Source organism: Exiguobacterium sp. R-17 (genome assembly GCF_049913315.1).
Classification (GTDB): domain Bacteria; phylum Bacillota; class Bacilli; order Exiguobacteriales; family Exiguobacteriaceae; genus Exiguobacterium_A.
In genome coordinates this window covers 2,808,862-2,828,331 of sequence record NZ_CP184372.1, presented here as the reverse complement: position 1 = coordinate 2,828,331, position 19,470 = coordinate 2,808,862, and the positions used below count along the sequence as shown (strand labels likewise).

General features: G+C 46.9%; 18 protein-coding genes and 1 other annotated feature. Of the genes, 7 read left to right on the top strand and 11 right to left on the bottom strand.

Annotation, left to right across the window (positions count from 1 at the left end; genetic code table 11):
* Nucleotides 1–90 precede the first annotated feature (90 nt).
* Nucleotides 91–1,215 carry an alanine dehydrogenase gene (gene ald, locus ACN9MT_RS14830; RefSeq protein WP_426272501.1) on the bottom strand — a complete coding sequence of 375 codons (1,125 nt, stop codon included), beginning with the start codon at nucleotides 1,213–1,215 and terminating at the stop codon, nucleotides 91–93.
* Nucleotides 1,216–1,336: 121 nt separating this feature from the next.
* Entirely contained in the window at nucleotides 1,337–2,554 is a 1,218-nt protein-coding gene (locus ACN9MT_RS14825; protein ID WP_035412096.1) for a PucR family transcriptional regulator, read from the bottom strand.
* A 145-nt stretch (nucleotides 2,555–2,699) separates the two neighbouring features.
* Here ACN9MT_RS14825 and ACN9MT_RS14820 point away from each other — a divergent pair, with 145 nt between their 5' ends.
* Complete coding sequence (locus tag ACN9MT_RS14820; protein ID WP_426272500.1) at nucleotides 2,700–4,076, top strand: alanine/glycine:cation symporter family protein; 1,377 nt, start codon at nucleotides 2,700–2,702, stop codon at nucleotides 4,074–4,076.
* 57 nt (nucleotides 4,077–4,133) lie between these two features.
* Here the strand turns inward: ACN9MT_RS14820 and ACN9MT_RS14815 are convergent, their stop codons facing one another.
* From ACN9MT_RS14815 to ACN9MT_RS14800, 4 genes are all read right to left on the bottom strand, one after another.
* Nucleotides 4,134–4,991 carry a sulfite exporter TauE/SafE family protein gene (locus tag ACN9MT_RS14815; protein ID WP_035412101.1) on the bottom strand — a complete coding sequence of 286 codons (858 nt, stop codon included), beginning with the start codon at nucleotides 4,989–4,991 and terminating at the stop codon, nucleotides 4,134–4,136.
* A 114-nt stretch (nucleotides 4,992–5,105) separates the two neighbouring features.
* A complete protein-coding gene (locus tag ACN9MT_RS14810; RefSeq protein ID WP_035412105.1) occupies nucleotides 5,106–6,662 on the bottom strand; it encodes a solute symporter family protein in 1,557 nt (518 codons plus the stop codon).
* Complete coding sequence (locus ACN9MT_RS14805; protein ID WP_426272499.1) at nucleotides 6,659–6,985, bottom strand: DUF485 domain-containing protein; 327 nt, start codon at nucleotides 6,983–6,985, stop codon at nucleotides 6,659–6,661. Before ACN9MT_RS14805 ends, ACN9MT_RS14810 begins: the two co-directional genes overlap by 4 nt.
* A gap of 264 nt (nucleotides 6,986–7,249) precedes the next feature.
* Complete coding sequence (locus tag ACN9MT_RS14800; RefSeq protein WP_426272498.1) at nucleotides 7,250–7,897, bottom strand: TVP38/TMEM64 family protein; 648 nt, start codon at nucleotides 7,895–7,897, stop codon at nucleotides 7,250–7,252.
* A 238-nt stretch (nucleotides 7,898–8,135) separates the two neighbouring features.
* Between ACN9MT_RS14800 and ACN9MT_RS14795 the strand changes: the two genes are divergently transcribed.
* Nucleotides 8,136–9,050, top strand: a complete 915-nt coding sequence (locus tag ACN9MT_RS14795; RefSeq protein ID WP_023469680.1) for a rhodanese-related sulfurtransferase — start codon at nucleotides 8,136–8,138, stop codon at nucleotides 9,048–9,050.
* Between the two features lie 60 nt (nucleotides 9,051–9,110).
* Here the strand turns inward: ACN9MT_RS14795 and ACN9MT_RS14790 are convergent, their stop codons facing one another.
* Together ACN9MT_RS14790 and ACN9MT_RS14785 are read right to left on the bottom strand one after the other, a co-directional pair.
* Entirely contained in the window at nucleotides 9,111–9,893 is a 783-nt protein-coding gene (locus ACN9MT_RS14790; RefSeq protein WP_056059862.1) for an alpha/beta hydrolase, read from the bottom strand.
* 15 nt (nucleotides 9,894–9,908) lie between these two features.
* Nucleotides 9,909–11,585: a GGDEF domain-containing protein gene (locus ACN9MT_RS14785; protein WP_426272497.1), complete on the bottom strand. Its 1,677-nt coding sequence runs from the start codon at nucleotides 11,583–11,585 to the stop codon at nucleotides 9,909–9,911.
* Nucleotides 11,586–11,714: 129 nt separating this feature from the next.
* Nucleotides 11,715–11,932: a binding site (T-box leader), on the top strand.
* Between the two features lie 59 nt (nucleotides 11,933–11,991).
* Here ACN9MT_RS14785 and argS point away from each other — a divergent pair.
* A complete protein-coding gene (argS, locus tag ACN9MT_RS14780) occupies nucleotides 11,992–13,674 on the top strand; it encodes an arginine--tRNA ligase (RefSeq protein ID WP_290753471.1) in 1,683 nt (560 codons plus the stop codon).
* Nucleotides 13,675–13,704: 30 nt separating this feature from the next.
* Entirely contained in the window at nucleotides 13,705–14,310 is a 606-nt protein-coding gene (locus ACN9MT_RS14775) for a hypothetical protein (protein ID WP_035412119.1), read from the top strand.
* 62 nt (nucleotides 14,311–14,372) lie between these two features.
* Here ACN9MT_RS14775 and ACN9MT_RS14770 read toward each other — a convergent pair whose 3' ends face one another.
* Nucleotides 14,373–14,966 carry a metallophosphoesterase family protein gene (locus tag ACN9MT_RS14770; RefSeq protein WP_426272496.1) on the bottom strand — a complete coding sequence of 198 codons (594 nt, stop codon included), beginning with the start codon at nucleotides 14,964–14,966 and terminating at the stop codon, nucleotides 14,373–14,375.
* An 80-nt stretch (nucleotides 14,967–15,046) separates the two neighbouring features.
* Nucleotides 15,047–15,541, bottom strand: coding sequence for a YajQ family cyclic di-GMP-binding protein (locus ACN9MT_RS14765; RefSeq protein ID WP_023469671.1), 495 nt, complete (start codon nucleotides 15,539–15,541; stop codon nucleotides 15,047–15,049).
* 111 nt (nucleotides 15,542–15,652) lie between these two features.
* On the opposite strand from ACN9MT_RS14765, the gene pulA reads away from it, so the two are divergent.
* Nucleotides 15,653–17,659: a type I pullulanase gene (pulA, locus tag ACN9MT_RS14760; protein WP_426272495.1), complete on the top strand. Its 2,007-nt coding sequence runs from the start codon at nucleotides 15,653–15,655 to the stop codon at nucleotides 17,657–17,659.
* A gap of 184 nt (nucleotides 17,660–17,843) precedes the next feature.
* Complete coding sequence (locus ACN9MT_RS14755) at nucleotides 17,844–18,326, top strand: site-2 protease family protein (RefSeq protein ID WP_056059874.1); 483 nt, start codon at nucleotides 17,844–17,846, stop codon at nucleotides 18,324–18,326.
* A gap of 47 nt (nucleotides 18,327–18,373) precedes the next feature.
* Here ACN9MT_RS14755 and ACN9MT_RS14750 read toward each other — a convergent pair whose 3' ends face one another.
* Complete coding sequence (locus ACN9MT_RS14750) at nucleotides 18,374–18,547, bottom strand: YycC family protein (protein WP_069201452.1); 174 nt, start codon at nucleotides 18,545–18,547, stop codon at nucleotides 18,374–18,376.
* A 115-nt stretch (nucleotides 18,548–18,662) separates the two neighbouring features.
* On the opposite strand from ACN9MT_RS14750, the gene ACN9MT_RS14745 reads away from it, so the two are divergent.
* Entirely contained in the window at nucleotides 18,663–19,457 is a 795-nt protein-coding gene (locus ACN9MT_RS14745; protein ID WP_426272494.1) for a hypothetical protein, read from the top strand.
* The last annotated feature ends 13 nt before the right edge of the window (nucleotides 19,458–19,470 follow it).

Genomic DNA, 19,470 nt, shown 5'->3' with positions numbered 1-19,470 from the left:
ATAAAGAGATTCGTCCGCAATTTCTTCTTTTCATAAAAAATAGCCGATCATTCCTAGAAAAGGAAGCATCGGCTATTTTTACTTTCGAAATTATGCGTGTAAGTGAAGTACATCTTCAACGGATTTGTACGTGTATCCGAGATCGCGTGCGACCGCTTCATACGTGACGAAGCCTTGCGCGACATTCAATCCTTTTTCAAGAGCATTGTTTTCAGCAAGCGCACGATGTGTGCCTTTATTCGCGAGTTCAAGGACATACGGAAGCGTTGCGTTCGTCAATGCCAGGGTAGACGTACGTGGAACGGCACCCGGCATGTTCGCGACCGCGTAATGAACGACACCGAATTTTTCGTACGTTGGATCATCATGCGTCGAGATGTGGTCAACCGTCTCAAAGATTCCACCTTGGTCGATGGCAACGTCAACGATGACAGCACCTGGCTTCATCCGTTTGACCATGTCGGCAGTGACGAGCTTCGGTGCTTTTGCACCTGGAATCAAGACAGCACCGATGACGAGATCACTTTCAGCGACCGCTTCAGCAATCGTGTACGGGTTTGAGATCAATGTATTGATCGAGTTACCAAAGATATCATCTAACTGGCGAAGGCGTTCTGGACTAACATCAATGATCGTAACATCTGCACCAAGACCGACAGCGAGTTTCGCAGCATTTGTTCCGACGACACCGCCACCGATGACTGTTACTTTTCCACGACGAACCCCAGGGACACCTGCAAGCAAGATGCCCATACCACCGTGTGGTTTTTCCAAGAACTGTGCACCGATTTGTGATGCCATACGACCGGCGACTTCACTCATTGGTGTTAACAATGGAAGGGTGCGGTTCTTTTCAACCGTCTCATAAGCGATTGCTGTGATGTTCGAATCAACGAGTGCACGTGTCAGTTCTGGCTCAGCCGCTAGATGGAGATACGTGAATAATGTCAGGTCCGGACGGAAATATTGGTACTCTGAAGCGATTGGCTCTTTGACTTTTAAAGCCAGTTCGGCTGTTGCCCAGACTTCAGCAGCAGTCGCGATGATTTCAGCACCAGCTTTGACGTACTCCTCGTTCGTGAAGCCACTCCCCATGCCTGCCATCGATTCAATGATGACACGATGTCCTTGTGCATGTAACGCTGCTACCCCGGCAGGTGTTAATGCAACACGGTTTTCGTTGTTTTTGATTTCCTTTAATACTCCAATGATCATGTGAACGCGATCCCCTTTCGCAAATAAACAAATCAATTTCTCTTCTTCTTCATTATACGAGAGATGAAAGCGCTCTACTTTATCGGCGTTTTCAAAAATAACCGATATCCTTTGTGTAAAATCACAAAGGATATCGGTCTGCTTTTAGGTACAAATAAAGTAAGGAACGTTCGGGTAGTGATTCCATCCGGATACCAGCTTCCTCCTCGATCCGTCGCATCCGATATAGGATCGTATTCGGATGAACATGGAGATGGGAAGCGACTTGCTTGACGTTCCCATCATAATGAAGAAACCATTCTAGCGTCTCACATAAAGAGGAGGCATGTTTCACATCGTAAGCACGCAATCGCTCGATTTCTTCGAGACGAACCGTTCGTCGTCGCAAACGTTCTGAAAAAATTGGCAAGAGCTGAAACAAGCCGAGACGTTCGTAACGCGTCACGTTCTTCAGTTCGAATGGAAAGGCATCTTTCAAACGTAAGACGATACCCGCCTCTTCGTAACGCTCCGGAAGCGCATGGACGCCCGTGAAGACTTCACTACTTGCCGCAACGAAATCCGTATAATCAAACCGCTCCGCAAGCAATTGACGGAAGGACTGAATGAAGGCGTCAAACTGTAGACGCTCTTGTTCTGCGTCGCGGTCGTTTGTGCTGATCCACAAGATAAAATCTGTTTCATCATATGCGTAAAGTAATGGACGAACCGTCTGTTGGATCGTCAATAAATAGCGCAGACGATCCGCAAGTCGTGGTGTGATTGCTTCTGAAAAACGGATGACCATCAAACGACTAATGCCAGGGGGTGCGACATGGAGCTTAGAAAACATTTTCAGGATCTCCGACTCGGATAGTTCTTCATGTAATAACTCAAAGAAGAATTGTTCCGTCTGCTCTTCCTTCCGTTTTTTCTGCATGTCGATCGCTAGTAATTGACGTTGAGCAAGCAGAGCTCCTTTCTTTAAATCTGCTAGTTCTGATGGAGTGAACGGGGTACTGCGAGCAATCGACCAAATGTAGCCGAGAATTTCTGAATCTTGTTTGATGGCAATGGCGACGCGGTCATTCAGTCCAACATCCGTGCGCGCAGAAATGATGAGCGGATCGTCTTGAGTAGCGAGACTCTGGATGACTTCGTCTTTCCAGAGTTGGTCGATGACCGATTCCGGTACCCGGCGACCGATGATCGTTGCGACACGAGCAGGGTCCGTGTCAGCAGTATGCGTACTATAGGCAAGGAGACGGTGATTACGATCTTCAATCGTAATCGGCGCATTTAAGGCGATACCGATCGCTTCCGCTAAATCGTCTAACGAATGGTATGAAGCTTCTAACATGGAGGAATCCCTTCTTTCTCTCTCGTTCAGTATCTTTAGTATAGCTTCTGTTGTGTAAAATCACAAAAATTATTCTTTCGTATTGTATAAAAACACAACTACATGCTACGGTAAGCCTCGGAAAAAAGAGAGAGGATGAAATGGCATGGATGTGTTACGTCTGATATCTGCTTGGGTCTGGGGAATTCCAAGCATGGTGTTGTTAGTAGGAACGGGAGTGTACTTTACGATTCGTTTACGTGGTCTTCAGTTTCGTCGCTTGAAACAAGCGTTTCAATTGTCTGTTCAAAAATCAGGACAGGGTGAAGGGGAAATTAGTAGCTTTCAGATGTTAATGACGTCTCTTGCAGCGACGATCGGGAACGGAAACATCGCGGGAATCGCGGTCGCCTTGACGATGGGCGGACCGGGTGCAGTCTTTTGGATGTGGATCATCGGTTTGATCGGAATGGCGACGAAATATGCGGAAAGTCTTCTTGCGATTCTTTTTAGAAGTCGAAATGAACGCGGCGAAGCTGTCAGTGGACCGATGTATTATATCGAAAAGGGACTAGGTGCAAAATTTAAATTCCTCGCCATCTTGTTTGCGGCATTTGGTTTGATTGCATCATTTGGTGTCGGGAACACCGTGCAAGCGAATGCGATGGCAACGGTGCTTGAGCAATCGTTTCATGTACCGCTTCTACTCTTCGGCATTCTGCTCGCGCTGGCGGTCTATGTATCGATTCGTGGTGGACTTGAACGCGTCAGTGCGATCTCGACGATCTTTGTTCCGATCATGAGCTTACTTTATATCGGTGCCGCTTGTGTCCTTTTAATATTGAAGGCGGATCAGATTCTACCAGCCTTTGGTTTAATCTTTGAGTACGCCCTCCAGCCGCTTGCGCCTGCAGGAGCCTTCACCGGTGTATCGATCATGATGGCGATGCAAGTCGGTGTAGCACGTGGTATTTTCACGAACGAAGCAGGACTTGGGACAGCAGCATTGATTGCCGGATCTGCGAAAAGTGAGCGTCCGGTCGAACAAGGATTGATTTCGATGACGAGTACCTTCATCGTGACCTTGATCGTTTGTACGATGACGGCACTCGTCCTTCTGACGACAGGCTTTTGGGATCCGTCAGGCGGACTACATTCAGGTATGACGCATGATGCGAATCTTTCTGGGGCAGCACTGACAGCAACCGCCTTTGCGAGCGTCCTTGGATCATTTGGAGAATGGACTGTCGCATTCTCCGTCTTCTTCTTCGGTTATTCGACGATCATCGGTTGGTATGTCTATGGAGAGAAGTGCTTGGAGTACTTGAGCGGTACGACACGTTTCAACGAAGGATACCGTGTATTCTTTGCACTCGCAGCCTGTTATGGTGCCGTCGCGCAATTAGAACCGTTGTGGCTCGTCGCAGATATCGCAAATGGATTAATGATGATTCCGAACTTGATCGGGATGCTGTTCTTGTCGCACTTGGTCATTGAACAAACGAGGAATTACGAACAGGCGGGTCATAAACGAGTCGCTTAAACGAATAAAAGCCGTGATGCCTTTAAACAGGCACCACGGCTTTTATGATGAGACGATTCATCCATTCGTCCGACGACGACTGTAGATGAGGAGTGTCAGTAAGAAAATCAAACTCAGCGCAACGAGGACAGAGAGTGAAGCGACGTTCCAGCCGATGACCTCGAGTAAAACACTGATCGCAACCGTCAAATAGAAGATACCGAGGTACTTTTTGACGAATGGGCTTTCGAAGTGCGTCAATTGCTTCGCGCCAATCGGTGCTCCGAGCAAGGCACCGACGATCAGCATGATTCCGACCAGGATATCGATGTTCGTACTTGCGACCGTGTAATTGACAAGTCCCGATAGGACAATCAGCAACGCGGAAGCAATACTCGTTCCGACCGCACGTTTCAACTCATAGCCAACGATCCCGACGAGTAACGGGGTGATGATGAAGCCACCGCTGACACCAAGTAATGAAGAAATGAATCCGGCGAACAAACCAGTGAAGGCAAGAGCGAGATATCGATTTTTCCACCCCGTCTGTTCACCCGTCGTTGATTTCGGACGTAAGAATTTATTCGCGAAGTAGAGTAAGAGACCGATATAAACGATTGAGATGACGAGATGAGCACCATTGACTGCCTCTAGACGAAGAACGAGTGGTGTCGCGATCGTCGAACCGATGATTCCGACGCCACCGACGACGAGACTATCGCGCCAGACGACATTTTTAAGACGTAAGTGAGAGATCGTTCCTGAAACGGTAGATCCAAGTGTCAGCATAAGACTCGTCGCGATCGCGACACTTGGAGCATATCCTAAAATGAGTAACAGGGGCGTCAAGATGATACCGCCACCGATTCCGAAAAATCCGGAAATGATTCCAATGAAAAATCCGAGGATTAAGAAATAATAAAAAGCGAGATCCATGTACAGTCTTCCTTTCCTTTTCTTCTCTATTATTCACTTAGTATGGCAATGAATGAGAAGAATGTAAAAGGGGACGGCTCCTTCAAGGGGGTTGAAGGAGCCGTTAAGGGGAACTTATTCTTTTGACGCGGCGACTTCCGTTGCTGCATCGATACCGGTATTGGCCTTGACTAAGATACGTTCGAAGTTACCGGCAACCTCGTTCGATTTCGTCAACAATGTCCCGACGATAGCTCCGAGGAAACCAAGCGGGATGGAGACGATTCCTGGATTCGTCAGCGGGAAGAGGGCTTCCCCGACGAACAAGGCTGAACCGTCGACTGCCCAAAGGTTTGGACTGAGTGCGACGAGAATCAGTGAAGAGAATAACCCGACGACCATACCTGTGACAGCTCCGCCAGTATTGAAACGGCGCCAGAAGATCGTCAAGAGAATGACTGGCAAGTTGGCACTTGCCGCGACAGCGAAGGCAAGCGATACGAGGAACGCGACGTTCATCGATTGTGCGAACAATGCCAGTACCATCGAAATCAAGGCGACAGCGATGGAAGCAAGTCGTGCTGCCGTCATCTGTTCTTTTTCCGTTGCTTGCCCTTTGCGTAGAATATGACTATAAAAATCATGAGCAAAGGCAGACGCAGCGGATAAGACGAGTCCTGCAACAACAGCGAGGATTGTCGCAAAAGCGACCGCAGCGACGAAGGCAAAGAGTAAATCGCCACCAAGTGCTTTAGCGAGAAGTGGCGCAGCCATGTTACCAGCAGCATTAGCAGCGATGATATCTTCAGAACCAACGAAAGCAGCAGCACCAAAGCCGAGGAAAATCGTCAAGATATAAAAGACACCAATGATCCATGTCGCGTACACGACGGATTTACGAGCTGTCGGAGCATCCTTAACAGTAAAGAAACGAATTAAGATATGTGGTAATCCAGCTGTTCCAAGAACGAGCGCGAGATTGAGCGAAATCGTATCGAGTGGTAACTTAAATTTGTTTCCAGGATTCAAGAATGAATCCCCGAGCGGCGTGGCTTGTTTCACTTCTGAAAACATCTTGAAGATCGAGAAATCGAACTTCGCGAAGACCATGAACGAGATGACGGCTGTTCCTGCCATCAAGAGAATCGCTTTGATGATTTGAACCCACGAAGTCGCAGTCATACCACCGAAGACGACGTAGACCGTCATTAAGATACCGACGATGATGACACTCGTCGTATAAGGAATTCCTAACAACAATTCAATCAAGGCACCTGCACCGACGAGTTGCGCGATCATGTAAAAAATCGAGATCGCGATCGAGTTCATGGCAGCGACTCCACGAACTTTTGAGGCGTTAAAACGAGCGGCAATCATATCAGCCATCGTGTATTTTCCGAGGTTCCGAAGTGGTTCGGCAACGAGGTACAAGACAACAAGATAAGCAACGAGGAAGCCGATCGAGTAAAAGAATCCGTCGAATCCGGCTAAAGCGATCATCCCGGCAATTCCGAGGAACGAGGCGGCTGACATGTAGTCGCCGGCAATCGCCATCCCGTTTTGTGCACCAGTGAGTCCGCCGTCCGCTGTATAAAAGTCGTTAGCTGTTTTTGTTTTACGGGCAGCAAAGTATGTAATGACGAGCGTCAAACCGACGATCGCTGCGAATAGGGCAACGGCAGTATAATTCATTTCGACTCCTCCTTGATCTGTTCGACGAGTCGATCAAAGGCACGTGCTTTTTTGCTATACATCATGCAGAACGTCCACGTCATGATGAACTGGGCAAATGCGAATACCCAAGCTCCTGTAATATCACCGAATACTGGCTCATTCAAAATCGTGAAGTAACTTGTCAAAATCGGAAGCGCAAAATAAAAAATAAGGCAAAAACTAATAGCTGGAAGAATGAAGCTGTTCTTTTGGCGCATCAATTGTTGAAAGGTAGCACTCTCGACGATTGCTGGAGCAGATTGAGTCGCTTCATTTTTTTGAACTTCGGACACTTGATGCATGAGGACGCCTCCTTTAAGGAATGAATGTAAATTCATTATAAGGATGTCGTTTCTGGAAAAGCTATCCTAATTTTTAAGAAGAAAAAATCATTATTATATTAATATTGGTCATACCAATTTAATGTAAGCGTTTTCAATATTGAACATTGTTTGAACGTTATTTTTATATATTAATCACTTTATAAAATGATTCAAAAGACCTAGTCCCTAGAAAAATGAGAACAGCTTAAAAAGCCTGTCTATGGAATCATAGACAGGCTTGAGTCATTTTTCAGATGGACGTTCGATCTTATCTTCGATTTCTCGTAAATGATCCGCACGTTTTGAAAGGGCACGATGCTTCAACCATTCTTCCGTCCCGCGACTAACTCCCCAGATGGCGAGTAAAATCAAAAATAGAAGGACAAGACGCATCGGACGTTCGAGGAACGTGGACCATTCCTTTCCGATTAGCGAGAAGATGATGACGACGATCAGACGCCCGGCACCAGCAGCGATCAAATACGTCCGCAGCGATAGTTGAATCATGGCAGAAATGGACGTGATGATGAACGCAGGCATGAATGGAAGCGAAAAAAAGAATCCGAGTGAGATGGGACTCATGTGACGAACACGTTCAATCCACTGTTGCGCGGCATGGTGTTTTTCAAGCCAACGCGTGACCGGACGACGAAATAGATATCGAATACAAGCGAAGACGACGAGTGATCCAAGCATGCTCCCGACCCATGATACGAGAACACCCATACCAAAACCATAAGTTGCCGCATTCGCGGAAATGATCAGGACGAGTGGTAGGAAAGGAAATAGAGACTCAAGAAACGGGGCAATCAAACCGGTGGCAGCTCCTCCAGGTAAGTCTTGGAGAAAGAAAATCATCTGCTCGATCCAGTCACGAAGTGTATGGAGCATTCGGAATCCTCCTTGCGAGATGTACTACTGTGTTTTATTTTACCTCTTTCTGATTCAGAAAGGGAATGAAATTCCTTGAAAGGGATTCAGGAATTGTAGATTGTACATTCGAAAGGGAGTTGGTATTATACTTAAATGGGTGCGTTTTGCAGGCGTTCCCAGCTAGTCAATAGCTAGACGCTTCGTTTGCCAACGTTCGTTTTACTGCAAAAAACTGACATGGGGGCTAATGAGGAATATGAAACCTTATCGCGTACTATTATTTTATAAGTATGTTCCGATCGAAAATGCGGAACAGCTAACGAAAGAGCATCTTGCTTACTGTAAAGAGCTCGGTATCAAAGGTCGGATTTTGATTGCACCAGAAGGAATCAACGGCACACTCTCTGGAACGGTCGAACAAACGGAACAATACATGAAGGACTTGACGGCGGATCCACGATTCGCTGACATCGAATTCAAAATTGATGAAGTTGAAGAGCATGCCTTCAAAAAGACGTTCGTCCGTTACAAAAAAGAACTCGTCACATGGCGTTTTGAGGACGAATTCAACGTACCAGAAGAACACGCTGCGTATCTTGAACCAGCAGAGTGGAAAGAAATGATGAAACAAGATGACGTCGTCATTCTCGATGTACGCAACAACTACGAATACGACCTCGGACACTTCAAGAATGCCGTAAAAGTCGATGTCGATGCTTCACGGGAATTCCCTGAATGGCTAGACGAGAACGAGCATTTGTTTGAAGGGAAAAAGGTTCTCACATACTGTACGGGTGGCGTTCGTTGTGAGAAATTCACGGCGTACTTCCGTAAACGGCAACAGAGTGATGATATCTTCCACCTGAAAGGCGGAGTCGTCATGTACGGAAAAGATGAACAGACACAAGGAGAAGACTGGGAAGGTGAACTATACGTCTTTGATGAGCGTGTACAAGTTCCTGTCAATGCCGTCAATCCGTCTGTCGTCTCAGAATGTTACTACTGCGGAAAACCGGAGACGCGCTATGTTAATTGTGCAAACCCGGAATGTAATCGACAGCACTTCTGCTGTGAAGAATGCGAACCAAAAGTCATGCGTTCGTGTTCCGATGAATGCCGGGAGCATCCGCGCAACCGTTATGAAAAAGAGCAACAAGAAGAATTAGTATAAGGCACGCGTAAAAAGCCGGATGATTTCTTTAATAGAAACCGTCCGGCTTTTTTTGTGTATTCAAGAGGACGGGAACAAGTAACGTAAAATATCTGGCAAACGTTTGGCCCAGGCCGTTTCATGATGGATTGCTTCCGGAATGATCGTATAGCGACTTTGAGTGAGTTTCTGTTCAACCGCTCGCGCTAAGACATCATTCGTGTGTAAATAATCCGTCTCGGTCATCGGACCACTCACTTCTTTTGTGCCGACGTCCATATAACAGCGATGCGTTGCAGACAGAGACGGGCTTCGCTCTATGAATTCAAGGAGTGAGGAGAAGTTTGCCCATCCGGCAGTCGATAAGGCAGCGACGCGCGTGATGACTTCCGGATACGCGAATAATCCATATAGCGAGATGACGCCACCCATCGAACTGCCGATCATTGTCGTATCATCAGGGCGTGTCGCATAGTTGGCATCAATGTATGGTTTTAACTCGCGGATGATCCAGTCCATATAGACCTTACCGTTGCCACCAATTGACGTCCGATGCGAAGGATAGGCGCTCCGCATCAATAAGGCTTCGTCACTCCAAGGAGCATAGTCATCGTACCGATCCATTCCATCTTCTGGACTGTCAATCGCGACGACCATTGCCGGAATCTGTGTCTGTTGTAGTGCAAGATGAATCTCCCAGCCTTTTCCGAACGAGGCGGTTTCTCCACTAAAGACGTTTTGTCCATCATGCATATAAATTACTGGTAATGCTTCAGAAGGATCCAAATGGGGCGGACGATGAATTCGAATCGTCCGGTGGGCTTGTGATGTCGGTAGCGTCATTTCAATTTCCGTAATCGACAATAGAGTCACGACCTTTCAAAGGTTTGCATAATGCGCGGTACAATTGCGTCCGTTGTGTTTTCCGCCGACATAGAGTGCATGGTCGGCTTGACGTAACGATTCTTCGAACGTCCGTTGATATCTTTCATCCACTGTATCAATTCCGAGGCTGACGGTTAAGGACAGTCGGTGACCATCGACGAGGAAGGGACGATCCATGACCGCATGGCGGACCGTCTCGGCAATCTGAATAGCAGCCTCTTGACTACCATTTCGCAACAGAAGCACGAATTCCTCCCCACCATAACGAGCAGCAAAGACATCATCATGTTGCAATTGGATCGCCTGGATACGTCGGCCGAGTTCACGAAGGACGAGATCACCTACTTTATGACCGTACGTATCATTGACACGTTTGAAATGATCGATATCGAACAGAATTACGGAGAGCGGGTAGGAGTCAGCGGCAAATTCCTGCCGACCGTGTTCATAAAAAGCACGGCTATTCGGTAATTCGGTCAAAGCATCGGTCCGACTTTCCGTATAGAGTTGGACCGTTTCACGCGAGCGTTCTAAGACGCGACAAAAGGTACGAAGCAAACGAGATAATTCGTCAGCATTTGTCACATCATAGGCGTCTGCGACTTGATGGAACAGGATGATCGAAACATCGACCTCTCCGCTCGTAATCGAAGGAATCGCTAGCATCGAGTGACGATCGACAGGCAATCCGATTTGAATATCGTTTCCCCAGTCGCAACGCAGACCATAGATGATTGGGGTATGCAAATCGTCAGCTGACAAGGAATGAAACAGTGGTAACACGTCGATTGGTTGTTTCGTCCGAATGTTATAGATGACTTGTTTCCGCTGTTGTTGAATTGAGATCCAACCTTCAGAAAACGGCAACAGATGTGGTAAATCGAGGAGTAACGAATCGATCGTCTCGCGCTCGAAGCGGGAAATCAACAAGTGTTCCTTCGCATCATCAAATCGTTTGGCATTATCGTTTGCTTCAAGGGAGTCACCACGTTCTTGCAACAGACGTTTGAACAAGAAGAGAATCAAGGCGGATACTGTAGCCGCGACGAGCGGACTTTCATCGTAGAACCAGATTCCAAGTAGAGCACTTAACATGCTGATTCCATAAACGAGGGACTGCAACTTCACGAGACGTCGCCAATCGTATTTCAAGTAGAGGAAGCGATTGACGAACAGACATTGGAAGTAAGAGACAAGGAAGACAGTGATCAAAAAGCCGATGAAGGGAAGCAGGGCTTTCGTATACGTAAAGTTTGAGCCGATCGGTCCACCGAGCGCTTCATACGCAAATACCGGAAGCGAGATGTAGACTAAATCAAACAAGGCGTTGATCGGGTAGAGATAGGCGAAACGTTTCCAGCGAATCGCTTTTCGGTGAGACATGAATTGAAAGACGAGAATACCGACTTGGCTTAAAATCAAAGCGTACGTCAAACCGTAATTGAGGAATAAAAATAAGATGATGCCTTCTTGGAATGTATAATAAATGCCGCCACGACGGACATTATCGAACTGAAACAGGAGAACGAGCCCAAACAAATAAAGGGTATTGACGATGGAGATGGAAGGATGGAAGGTTGGTGGATGAACGATGCCGATCAATAATAACGTCAAGGCGACGAGACCGAAGACGATCCAGCTCGTCCGGGCTACCTGTTGGTAGTAGCGCATGAAACATCCCTCCCCCTGAGAAGTATCTTTTATTCCTATACCCGAATTGTGGAAATTTTGATAAGCCATTTACCAAAAAAATAAGGTTGAGAGAAAAGAAAGAATTGCGTATAATGTGAAAGATATCGAATACAGTCGATGATGAAGAGAGTAACGGTTGATTTTCGTCAACTAGCGAATCAGGGAATGGTGGAAGCCTGAGGACGAACCGGTCGTGAAACGCACTTCTGAGACGCTGCCCGATTCCTGATGGAAAAGGCGTAGCCGGGGGAACCCCGTTATCCCCGAACAAGGTGGGTGTCGAGTGACACCAAGAAGAGTGGTACCGCGGTCATTCCGTCTCTTTGCGCGTGGCGCAAGGGGCGTTTTTTATTGCCAAAAATCAGTGAAGCAGGAGGAAATAAAGATGAGTTATAAAACGCAATACGCAGAAGTATTACATCAAGTCATGGAAGGTGCCTTATCGGTTGAACAAATCGAACAACTGATCGAGCAACCGAAACATGAAGATCATGGAGATCTGGCATTCCCATGTTTCATGCTCGCGAAAGCATTCCGTAAAGCACCGAACATGATTGCTTCGGAGCTCGCAGAAAAAATTGATGCGCCGTTGTTCTCAAACGTTCAAGCTGTTGGTCCTTACATTAACGTCTTCTTGAACCGGGAAGTCGTCTCGCAAGAAATCGTCAACCAAGTCCTGACGGAGCAAGAGGCGTTCGGATCAAGTGAAGCGAATGGAAAAACGATCGTCACTGATTTTTCATCACCAAACATCGCGAAACCTTTTTCGATGGGTCACTTACGTTCAACAGTAATCGGAAATGCGCTCAACCAAATCTCACGTAAAAAAGGGTACGACGTCGTCGGTGTCAACCACTTAGGGGACTGGGGAACACAGTTCGGGAAATTGATGGTGGCTTACACGATGTGGGGTGAGGAAGAAGCGGTCCGTGCAGAACCAATCAAGGAATTGTTGAAATTATACGTCCGGTTCCACGAAGAAGCGGAAACAAATCCGACGCTTGAGGACGAAGGACGTCTCTGGTTCAAAAAACTCGAACAAGGTGATGAGCAGGCAACGACGCTTTGGACGTGGTTCCGTGAAGTCTCACTCGTCGAGTTCAACCGTGTTTATGAGATGCTCGGTGTTAAATTCGATAGTTTGAACGGAGAAGCCTTCTACAACGATAAGATGCAACACGTCATCGATTTGCTCGAAGAAAAAGATCTCCTCGTCGAATCAGAAGGGGCAATGGTCGTTGACCTCGAAGCAGAGGGTATGCCACCTGCCTTGATTAAAAAGAAAGATGGCGCAACGCTTTATGCGACACGTGACTTAGCAGCTGCTGTCTATCGTCTCGAAACGTACCGCTTTGAGCAAGCGTTCTACGTCGTTGGTGGGGAACAAGCGCTTCACTTCAAGCAATTGTTCGCAGTCTTGAAGAAACTTGGATTTGAGAACGTCGACGGAATGCACCATGTGCCGTTCGGTCTGATCATGAAGGACGGAAAGAAAATGTCGACGCGTAAAGGTCGGATCGTCTTACTTGAAGAAGTACTACAAGAAGCGATCGACGTCGCGAAGCAAAACATCGCGGAAAAAAATCCGAACTTAGCGAATGCCGAAGCAACAGCTCGTCAAGTAGGTGTCGGCGCCGTCATCTTCCACGACTTGAAGAACGAACGGATGAACAACATCGAGTTCGATCTTGAGCAGATGTTGAAATTCGAAGGCGAAACAGGACCGTATGTCCAGTACACGAATGCCCGTGCGCACTCGTTGCTCCGTAAAGGTGGCTATGATGGCACACCATTCGCTGGTAGTGCCGATGATCATGCATGGGGTGTCGTCTCGATGCTAAACCAATTCTCGACGGTCATCGATCGCGCGTTTACACGTCGCGAGCCGTCAATCATCAGCCGTTACGTCTTAGATCTTGCACAAAGCTTCAATAAATACTACGGACACGTCCGTGTTCTCGAAGATGACGCAGCAAAACAATCGCGTCTTGCACTCGTCAAGTCCGTCACGATCGTCTTGACAGAAGGTCTTCGTTTACTTGGTGTCGGCGCTCCGGAAGAAATGTAAGACCAATCCACGAATAAGAAGAGGTAGATTATGAAGACTGAGACGAAAGACCGATTACAGCAAGCTGCTTCACAGATGAAGCAGGAGCCTTTGGCAGAAACCGTCGCCTTCATGGCTGATTTTCACGGGAAAGTCGCTGCTTGGTTACCGGGAGAGTCTGTCGATTTCGTTCACGATTTCGTGACAGCGCCGGAAGCTGATTTGATTGCTCCGATCGAAGGAGACGCGTTGCGCACGAAAGACAATTTTGAATTCTTCATGCGTAAGAAACAGACACGAAAAAAACTCGGCGAACTGTTGACGCTTTGGAAGTCGGCACGCACGACAGAGACGTTGAGTCAAATCGATGCGATCGGATTAAAAAAATGGCTCGCTCGTAATGAATTCCGTTCGGAAGATAAACCATGGGATTATTTGAACCGTCTGCATGTTCTTCTGTTCCTTGATTTGATGACGACGATCATCGATGATCATCGATTGACGAGTTTGCATGAGCAACTTGTCGGTACAACACCAGTTCCGACGAGCTTCGTTCGTCGTCAAGGGGATGTCCGTCAAGTCATCGAAGCATTCGCGGAAGAGACGAACTTCACACAAGTGGATATCGTCAAGGCATCGCTTGTCCGTTATCTCTGATCAATAAGATGCATGAACAAAAGCCGTCGAGCCCTGTGCCCGACGGCTTTTGTCGTATCCTCTTACTTCGCCTGATAGAATACGATCGATTGTTGCACTGAATCGTAAAGACACCATTCTCGTTCGAACACGACAGGACCTAGATTGATGGCATATCGTCCTCCATTAATGGATAAAGATTGATACAATGGGCTCGACAGAGCAATACCATTTCGAAACAAACCTCTGATATGACTATGACCAACAAAGAGTACTGGTTCACGTTGCTGTGACAAATCAGGCAAAAAATCACGGGACCAATTCAATTGATCTCCATGAATCAACAATGCACCCTCGATGTGTTGTTTTCGAGGGCAGTCGCGTAACGCATCGATGACAGGAGATAGTTGCGGTGGAACGAGCGACAGGATGCGCTCTTCTTGATTACCCAGTAATGTCTTAAAATCAATTAGGTTTAAAAAATCATCATCAAGCGTCACGACGAGGGAGAGCGATTCGAAAGAATAGCGCTTCGCTCGCTTTTTACCGACATGGCATTCATGAACATCACCGAGACAAAACAAATGCGCATCGGGAGCGAGCTGTCGTATGTCAGCTAGGACAGCCGCTGTGTCGGCTACTGAACTGTGAAGATCCGCAAAAAGGGCATAACGCATGATCGACCACTCCTTTGTTAAGGAGATACCCGAAAATGCGTTATGCCTATCTTTTGAATATGAGCGTTCAGATCAATCGATTAACGGAAGTTAATGAATTGAACATCGACTGATAATGGAAGCTCACGAACGATCTGCATGACTTGTTGTAAGTCGTCACGTGATTTACCTGTGACGCGGATTTGGTCATCTTGGATCTGTGTCTTCACTTTTAATTTCGATTCCTTGACGGCATTGTTGATCTTTTTCGCGTCGTCACGGTCGATTCCACTTTTCAGGATGACACGTTGTCGGACCGTATTCCCGGCAGCCTGCTCGACTTTTTCATACTGCAGGTTTTTGGTTGGGACTTCGCGCTTGATCAATTTTGCTGTTAAGACATCTTTGACTTGATCGAGTTTGAAATCGTCATCTGAGATTAGAATCAAATCCTCTTTTTCGAGCTTCATGTCGCTCTTTGAACCTTTGAAGTCGAAGCGGTTCGTGATTTCCTTCAGTGCGATTTGGACCGCGTTCTTGACTTCCTCGATGTTGATTTGTGACACGATATCAAATGAATTATCTTTTGCTGCCATTTCAATCTCCCCTTTCATTCCACTCTCTATTTTAGAGAGGAATACCGGAAGCGTCCACTGCTTTGAAATTTTGTTATAATAAAAACCATGAAATGAAAGGGGTGCTTGGCTTTGAAACAAACAGCAGACATGTTGACGCTCACACCGCAAGAACTGGATGAGCGATTTGCCTATAGTGGAAATGATTTAGGAACGACCTTCTCAGAGACAGCGATTCACGTGCGCTTGTGGGCGCCGACAGCAGAACGTGTCGTGATTCGTCTCTACAAGACACTACGCGCACGAAAAGTCGAAGAGGTCGAGATGGTGGCAGACGAACGGGGAACGTACGTCGTTGAACTCGATCGAGCGACATATGAAGGTTATTTCTATACGTTTCAAGCGAGCATCAACGGACAAAAGGTCGAGGCGGTCGATCCGTATGCGAAAGCCGTCGGAACGAACGGAAAGCGCGGCGCATTAATTGACCCGACCAGTGTGACACCAGAACGATGGATTGAAGAACGTCCATTGTTCCATTCTTCGCAAGACGCAGTTGTCTATGAATTACACGTACGCGATGCAACGAGTCATCCGGCCAGTGGTGTCGTTGCACGTGGTACGTTCGCTGGACTGACGGAAGCAGGGACACGGACACCAAATGGTGGATTGACAGGGCTTGATTATTTGGCAGACCTCGGTGTGACACATGTCCAGTTACTACCGATCTATGATTTTGGCTCGGTCAATGAGACAGCGCCGAACGACCCGGATAACTATAACTGGGGTTATGATCCGGTGAACTACTTTGCACCGGAAGGTTCGTACTCCTCGAATCCGGATGATCCACGAACGCGGATTCTTGAATTAAAACAATTGGTGCAGGCGTTACATGATCGCGGGATCCGTGTCATCATGGACGTCGTCTTCAATCATACGTATGATGCGGCGACGGTTCCGCTTGGTCAGTTCGTTCCTGGATACTTTTATCGTCAAGAGGCGGATGGGAGTCTCTCAAACGGTAGTTTCTGTGGAAATGATACTGCATCTGAACGTCTGATGATGCGAAAGTTCATTCTTGATTGTGTGACGTACTGGGCGAAAGAATACCATCTCGATGGGTTCCGCTTCGACTTAATGGGACTTCATGATGTTGAGACGATGAATCAAGTGCGCCATGCACTTGACCGGATTGATCCATCGATTCTGATCATCGGTGAAGGCTGGGATCTCGATACGCCACTTGATCCGGAAGAAAAAGCGAACTATTTCAACGCACCGAAGATGCCAGGAATCGCTCATTTCAACAACGGTTTACGGGACGGGGTCAAAGGCGACGTCCAAACGCCAGAAGACCGTGGTTTCATCAGTGGTGCATTTGACCGGACGAGTGAAGTCAAACGGGGAATCGCTGGTAACGTCTCTTCGCAAGGGTTTGCCGATGAGCCGAATCAAGTCGTCTCGTACGTCGAGGCTCATGATGATTTGACGATTTGGGATAAATTGACGGTGTCTCGTCCAGAAGACACGGAAGAGCTTCGTCGGAAACGGCAAATGCTTGCAAATGCGATCATTTTGACGGGACAAGGGATTCCTTTCCTCCATGCCGGACAAGAGTTCTTCCGGACGAAAGACGGTATTCGTGACAGCTTCAATGCCGGAGAGGTCGTGAATCGTCTCGACTATGAACGGGCAGAAACAGAGCGTCCAGCAGTCGAGTACGTCAAAGGATTGATTGCCCTTCGTCGTCAGTATCCGATGTTCCGTCTCGCAAACGCGGCGATGATTAAAAAACATCTTCGTTTCCTTGAAGAAGAGGAAGGTGTCATTGCCTTTGAACTGAAGCGAACATATGAAGGATACGTCGAACGGCAGCGTGTCTATCACAATGCGACGGAAAAAGATATCACGATTGAATTGCCAAATGGTGAATTCGAGGTGTTGGTTGAGTCGGGTGCCGTTAAATTACACGCACCACGGTTGCACGAAGAAAAACAGTTAGTCGTTCCAGCATTGACGACTACGGTTATTGCGGAACGAAAAGCAGATTACAAGAAATACGCGGTAGCAGGTGGTGCAGCACTGACGATCATCGGATTGTTGTACGCAGCGAACAAGCGTCGAAAGAAAACCGATTAAATGGAGAAGGATGAAGCACTAAATGGCTTCGTCCTTCTTTTGTGTGCGGATGACAGTCCGATGTCAGCCTGTCATACAATTGACTTACGAAAATCATTGAAAGATTGTTTGAACATACATCTTTCGGGAACAATTCATATGTAGTATTTTAAATGTTGTTTTGACGTGAAAGGATGTACGTTGTATGTTCGGTTTCGGTGATTTATGGAAATTCTTTTTGTCGTTCTTTTTACTATTGCCTATTGTGACATTGATTCATGAGATGGGACATTACTTTTTTGCCCGATTATTCGGCGGAAACATGGAGATCAATATCGGTTCAGGAAAGTCGTTGCTTCGTGTTGGTCCGATTCGTTTGAATCGCGTCTATTTTTGGGATGGCTGGTGTCAATATGAGGCACTACGTAAAGAGACGAAATTCGCCAACATTCTGGTTTATGCCGGTGGATCGATTGCAAACGTGGCGAGTATCTTAGCCATCAATGGTCTGATTTATGCCGGTGTGTTCGAGGCGTCGATCTTTACCTATCAATTCGCGTATTTTTCGTTTTATTTCGTCTTTTTCTCCCTCTTCCCGATCGATCATCCGAACGGTTATCCGAGTGATGGGAAAGCGATCATTAATGTCTTCCGGTACGGTAAATCAGAATACCATCCGCAATCCTAAGATAAAAAATAAAGCCTCCTTCCACCGTTGGAAAAGAGGCTACTTACTCAAGATTCCGATTCGCTAGACGAATCAGGTTCCGTGTTCGCTTGTTCCTGCTCGAGTTCGACGAGCTTTTGAATCAAGATATGGCGTGGCATATGCATTAGTTGTTCAAGTGGTACGTTCAGACGTTTCGCAAGTTCGACAGCTGTCTCTGCGGATAATTGTAAAGGTTTCATCGTGTTCGTCCTCCTTTTTCCATGAAGTTAGTATAACAGGAGGTGCAAGCCGAGCGCATCAATAGTAGCGAGAAACTGAGAAGGTTGATACCGTATGAAGTAGGAAGTGATGCATATGTATAAACCTGCTGCAGAGCTGTTACTCCATGAATCCGTCTCACTGTTTGATCGCATCGGGGAGGATTTGCTTCTTTTTCGAGATCGCCACGGATTTATGAAATGTGATGCGGATTTAAGACCACTGTGGGAAACAGCATGTGCGTATGTTCCATTCTCCTGGTACATTGAGCCAGGCGGTGGACGATTGTTCATCGTATTTGAAGAGTCAGCTTATTTTGGTTTATTGGATTTAGAGCAAGGGCATTTAAATTACATTAAGCGACCCGCTGCTTTCTCCGAAGCATGGTTCAGTAATTTATTCTTGTGGCAAGATGATGAAATCTTCCTATACACGGCAGAAACGGACGTCGTCTGTGTGAACATTCAAACAGGGGACTGGCGGTACTCAAACTATGAAGAGGCGCCGCTGTTCGGACGCTTAGTTGAGCGAGGATATGATACACGTTTGACGTTCGAGCGATTCATCGCACCTACGACGATCATCTCCTATGATGATCTACAAGAACGGTATGTGATTTGGGATGCCGCGACGAATCAGGAATCGGTCATTCCTTTTTCGGATTACGCGGAATATTCACTCGTTGACCACCGGCACCAATTGTTTTCGATCACCGATTCCTCTCGGTTTTACTTGTATGAGAAGAGTCAGCTGAAATATAAGTTCGAGGGATGCTACTCCTCCGTTTTACTCAAAAGTGTGTTACTCGATGAAGAGGCGCGGCGTCTTGCGATCGTGTCGACATCGACTACATTCGGCAACACATGGGTTCAAATTTTTCAAAAGACGTAATGAAACATCCTTT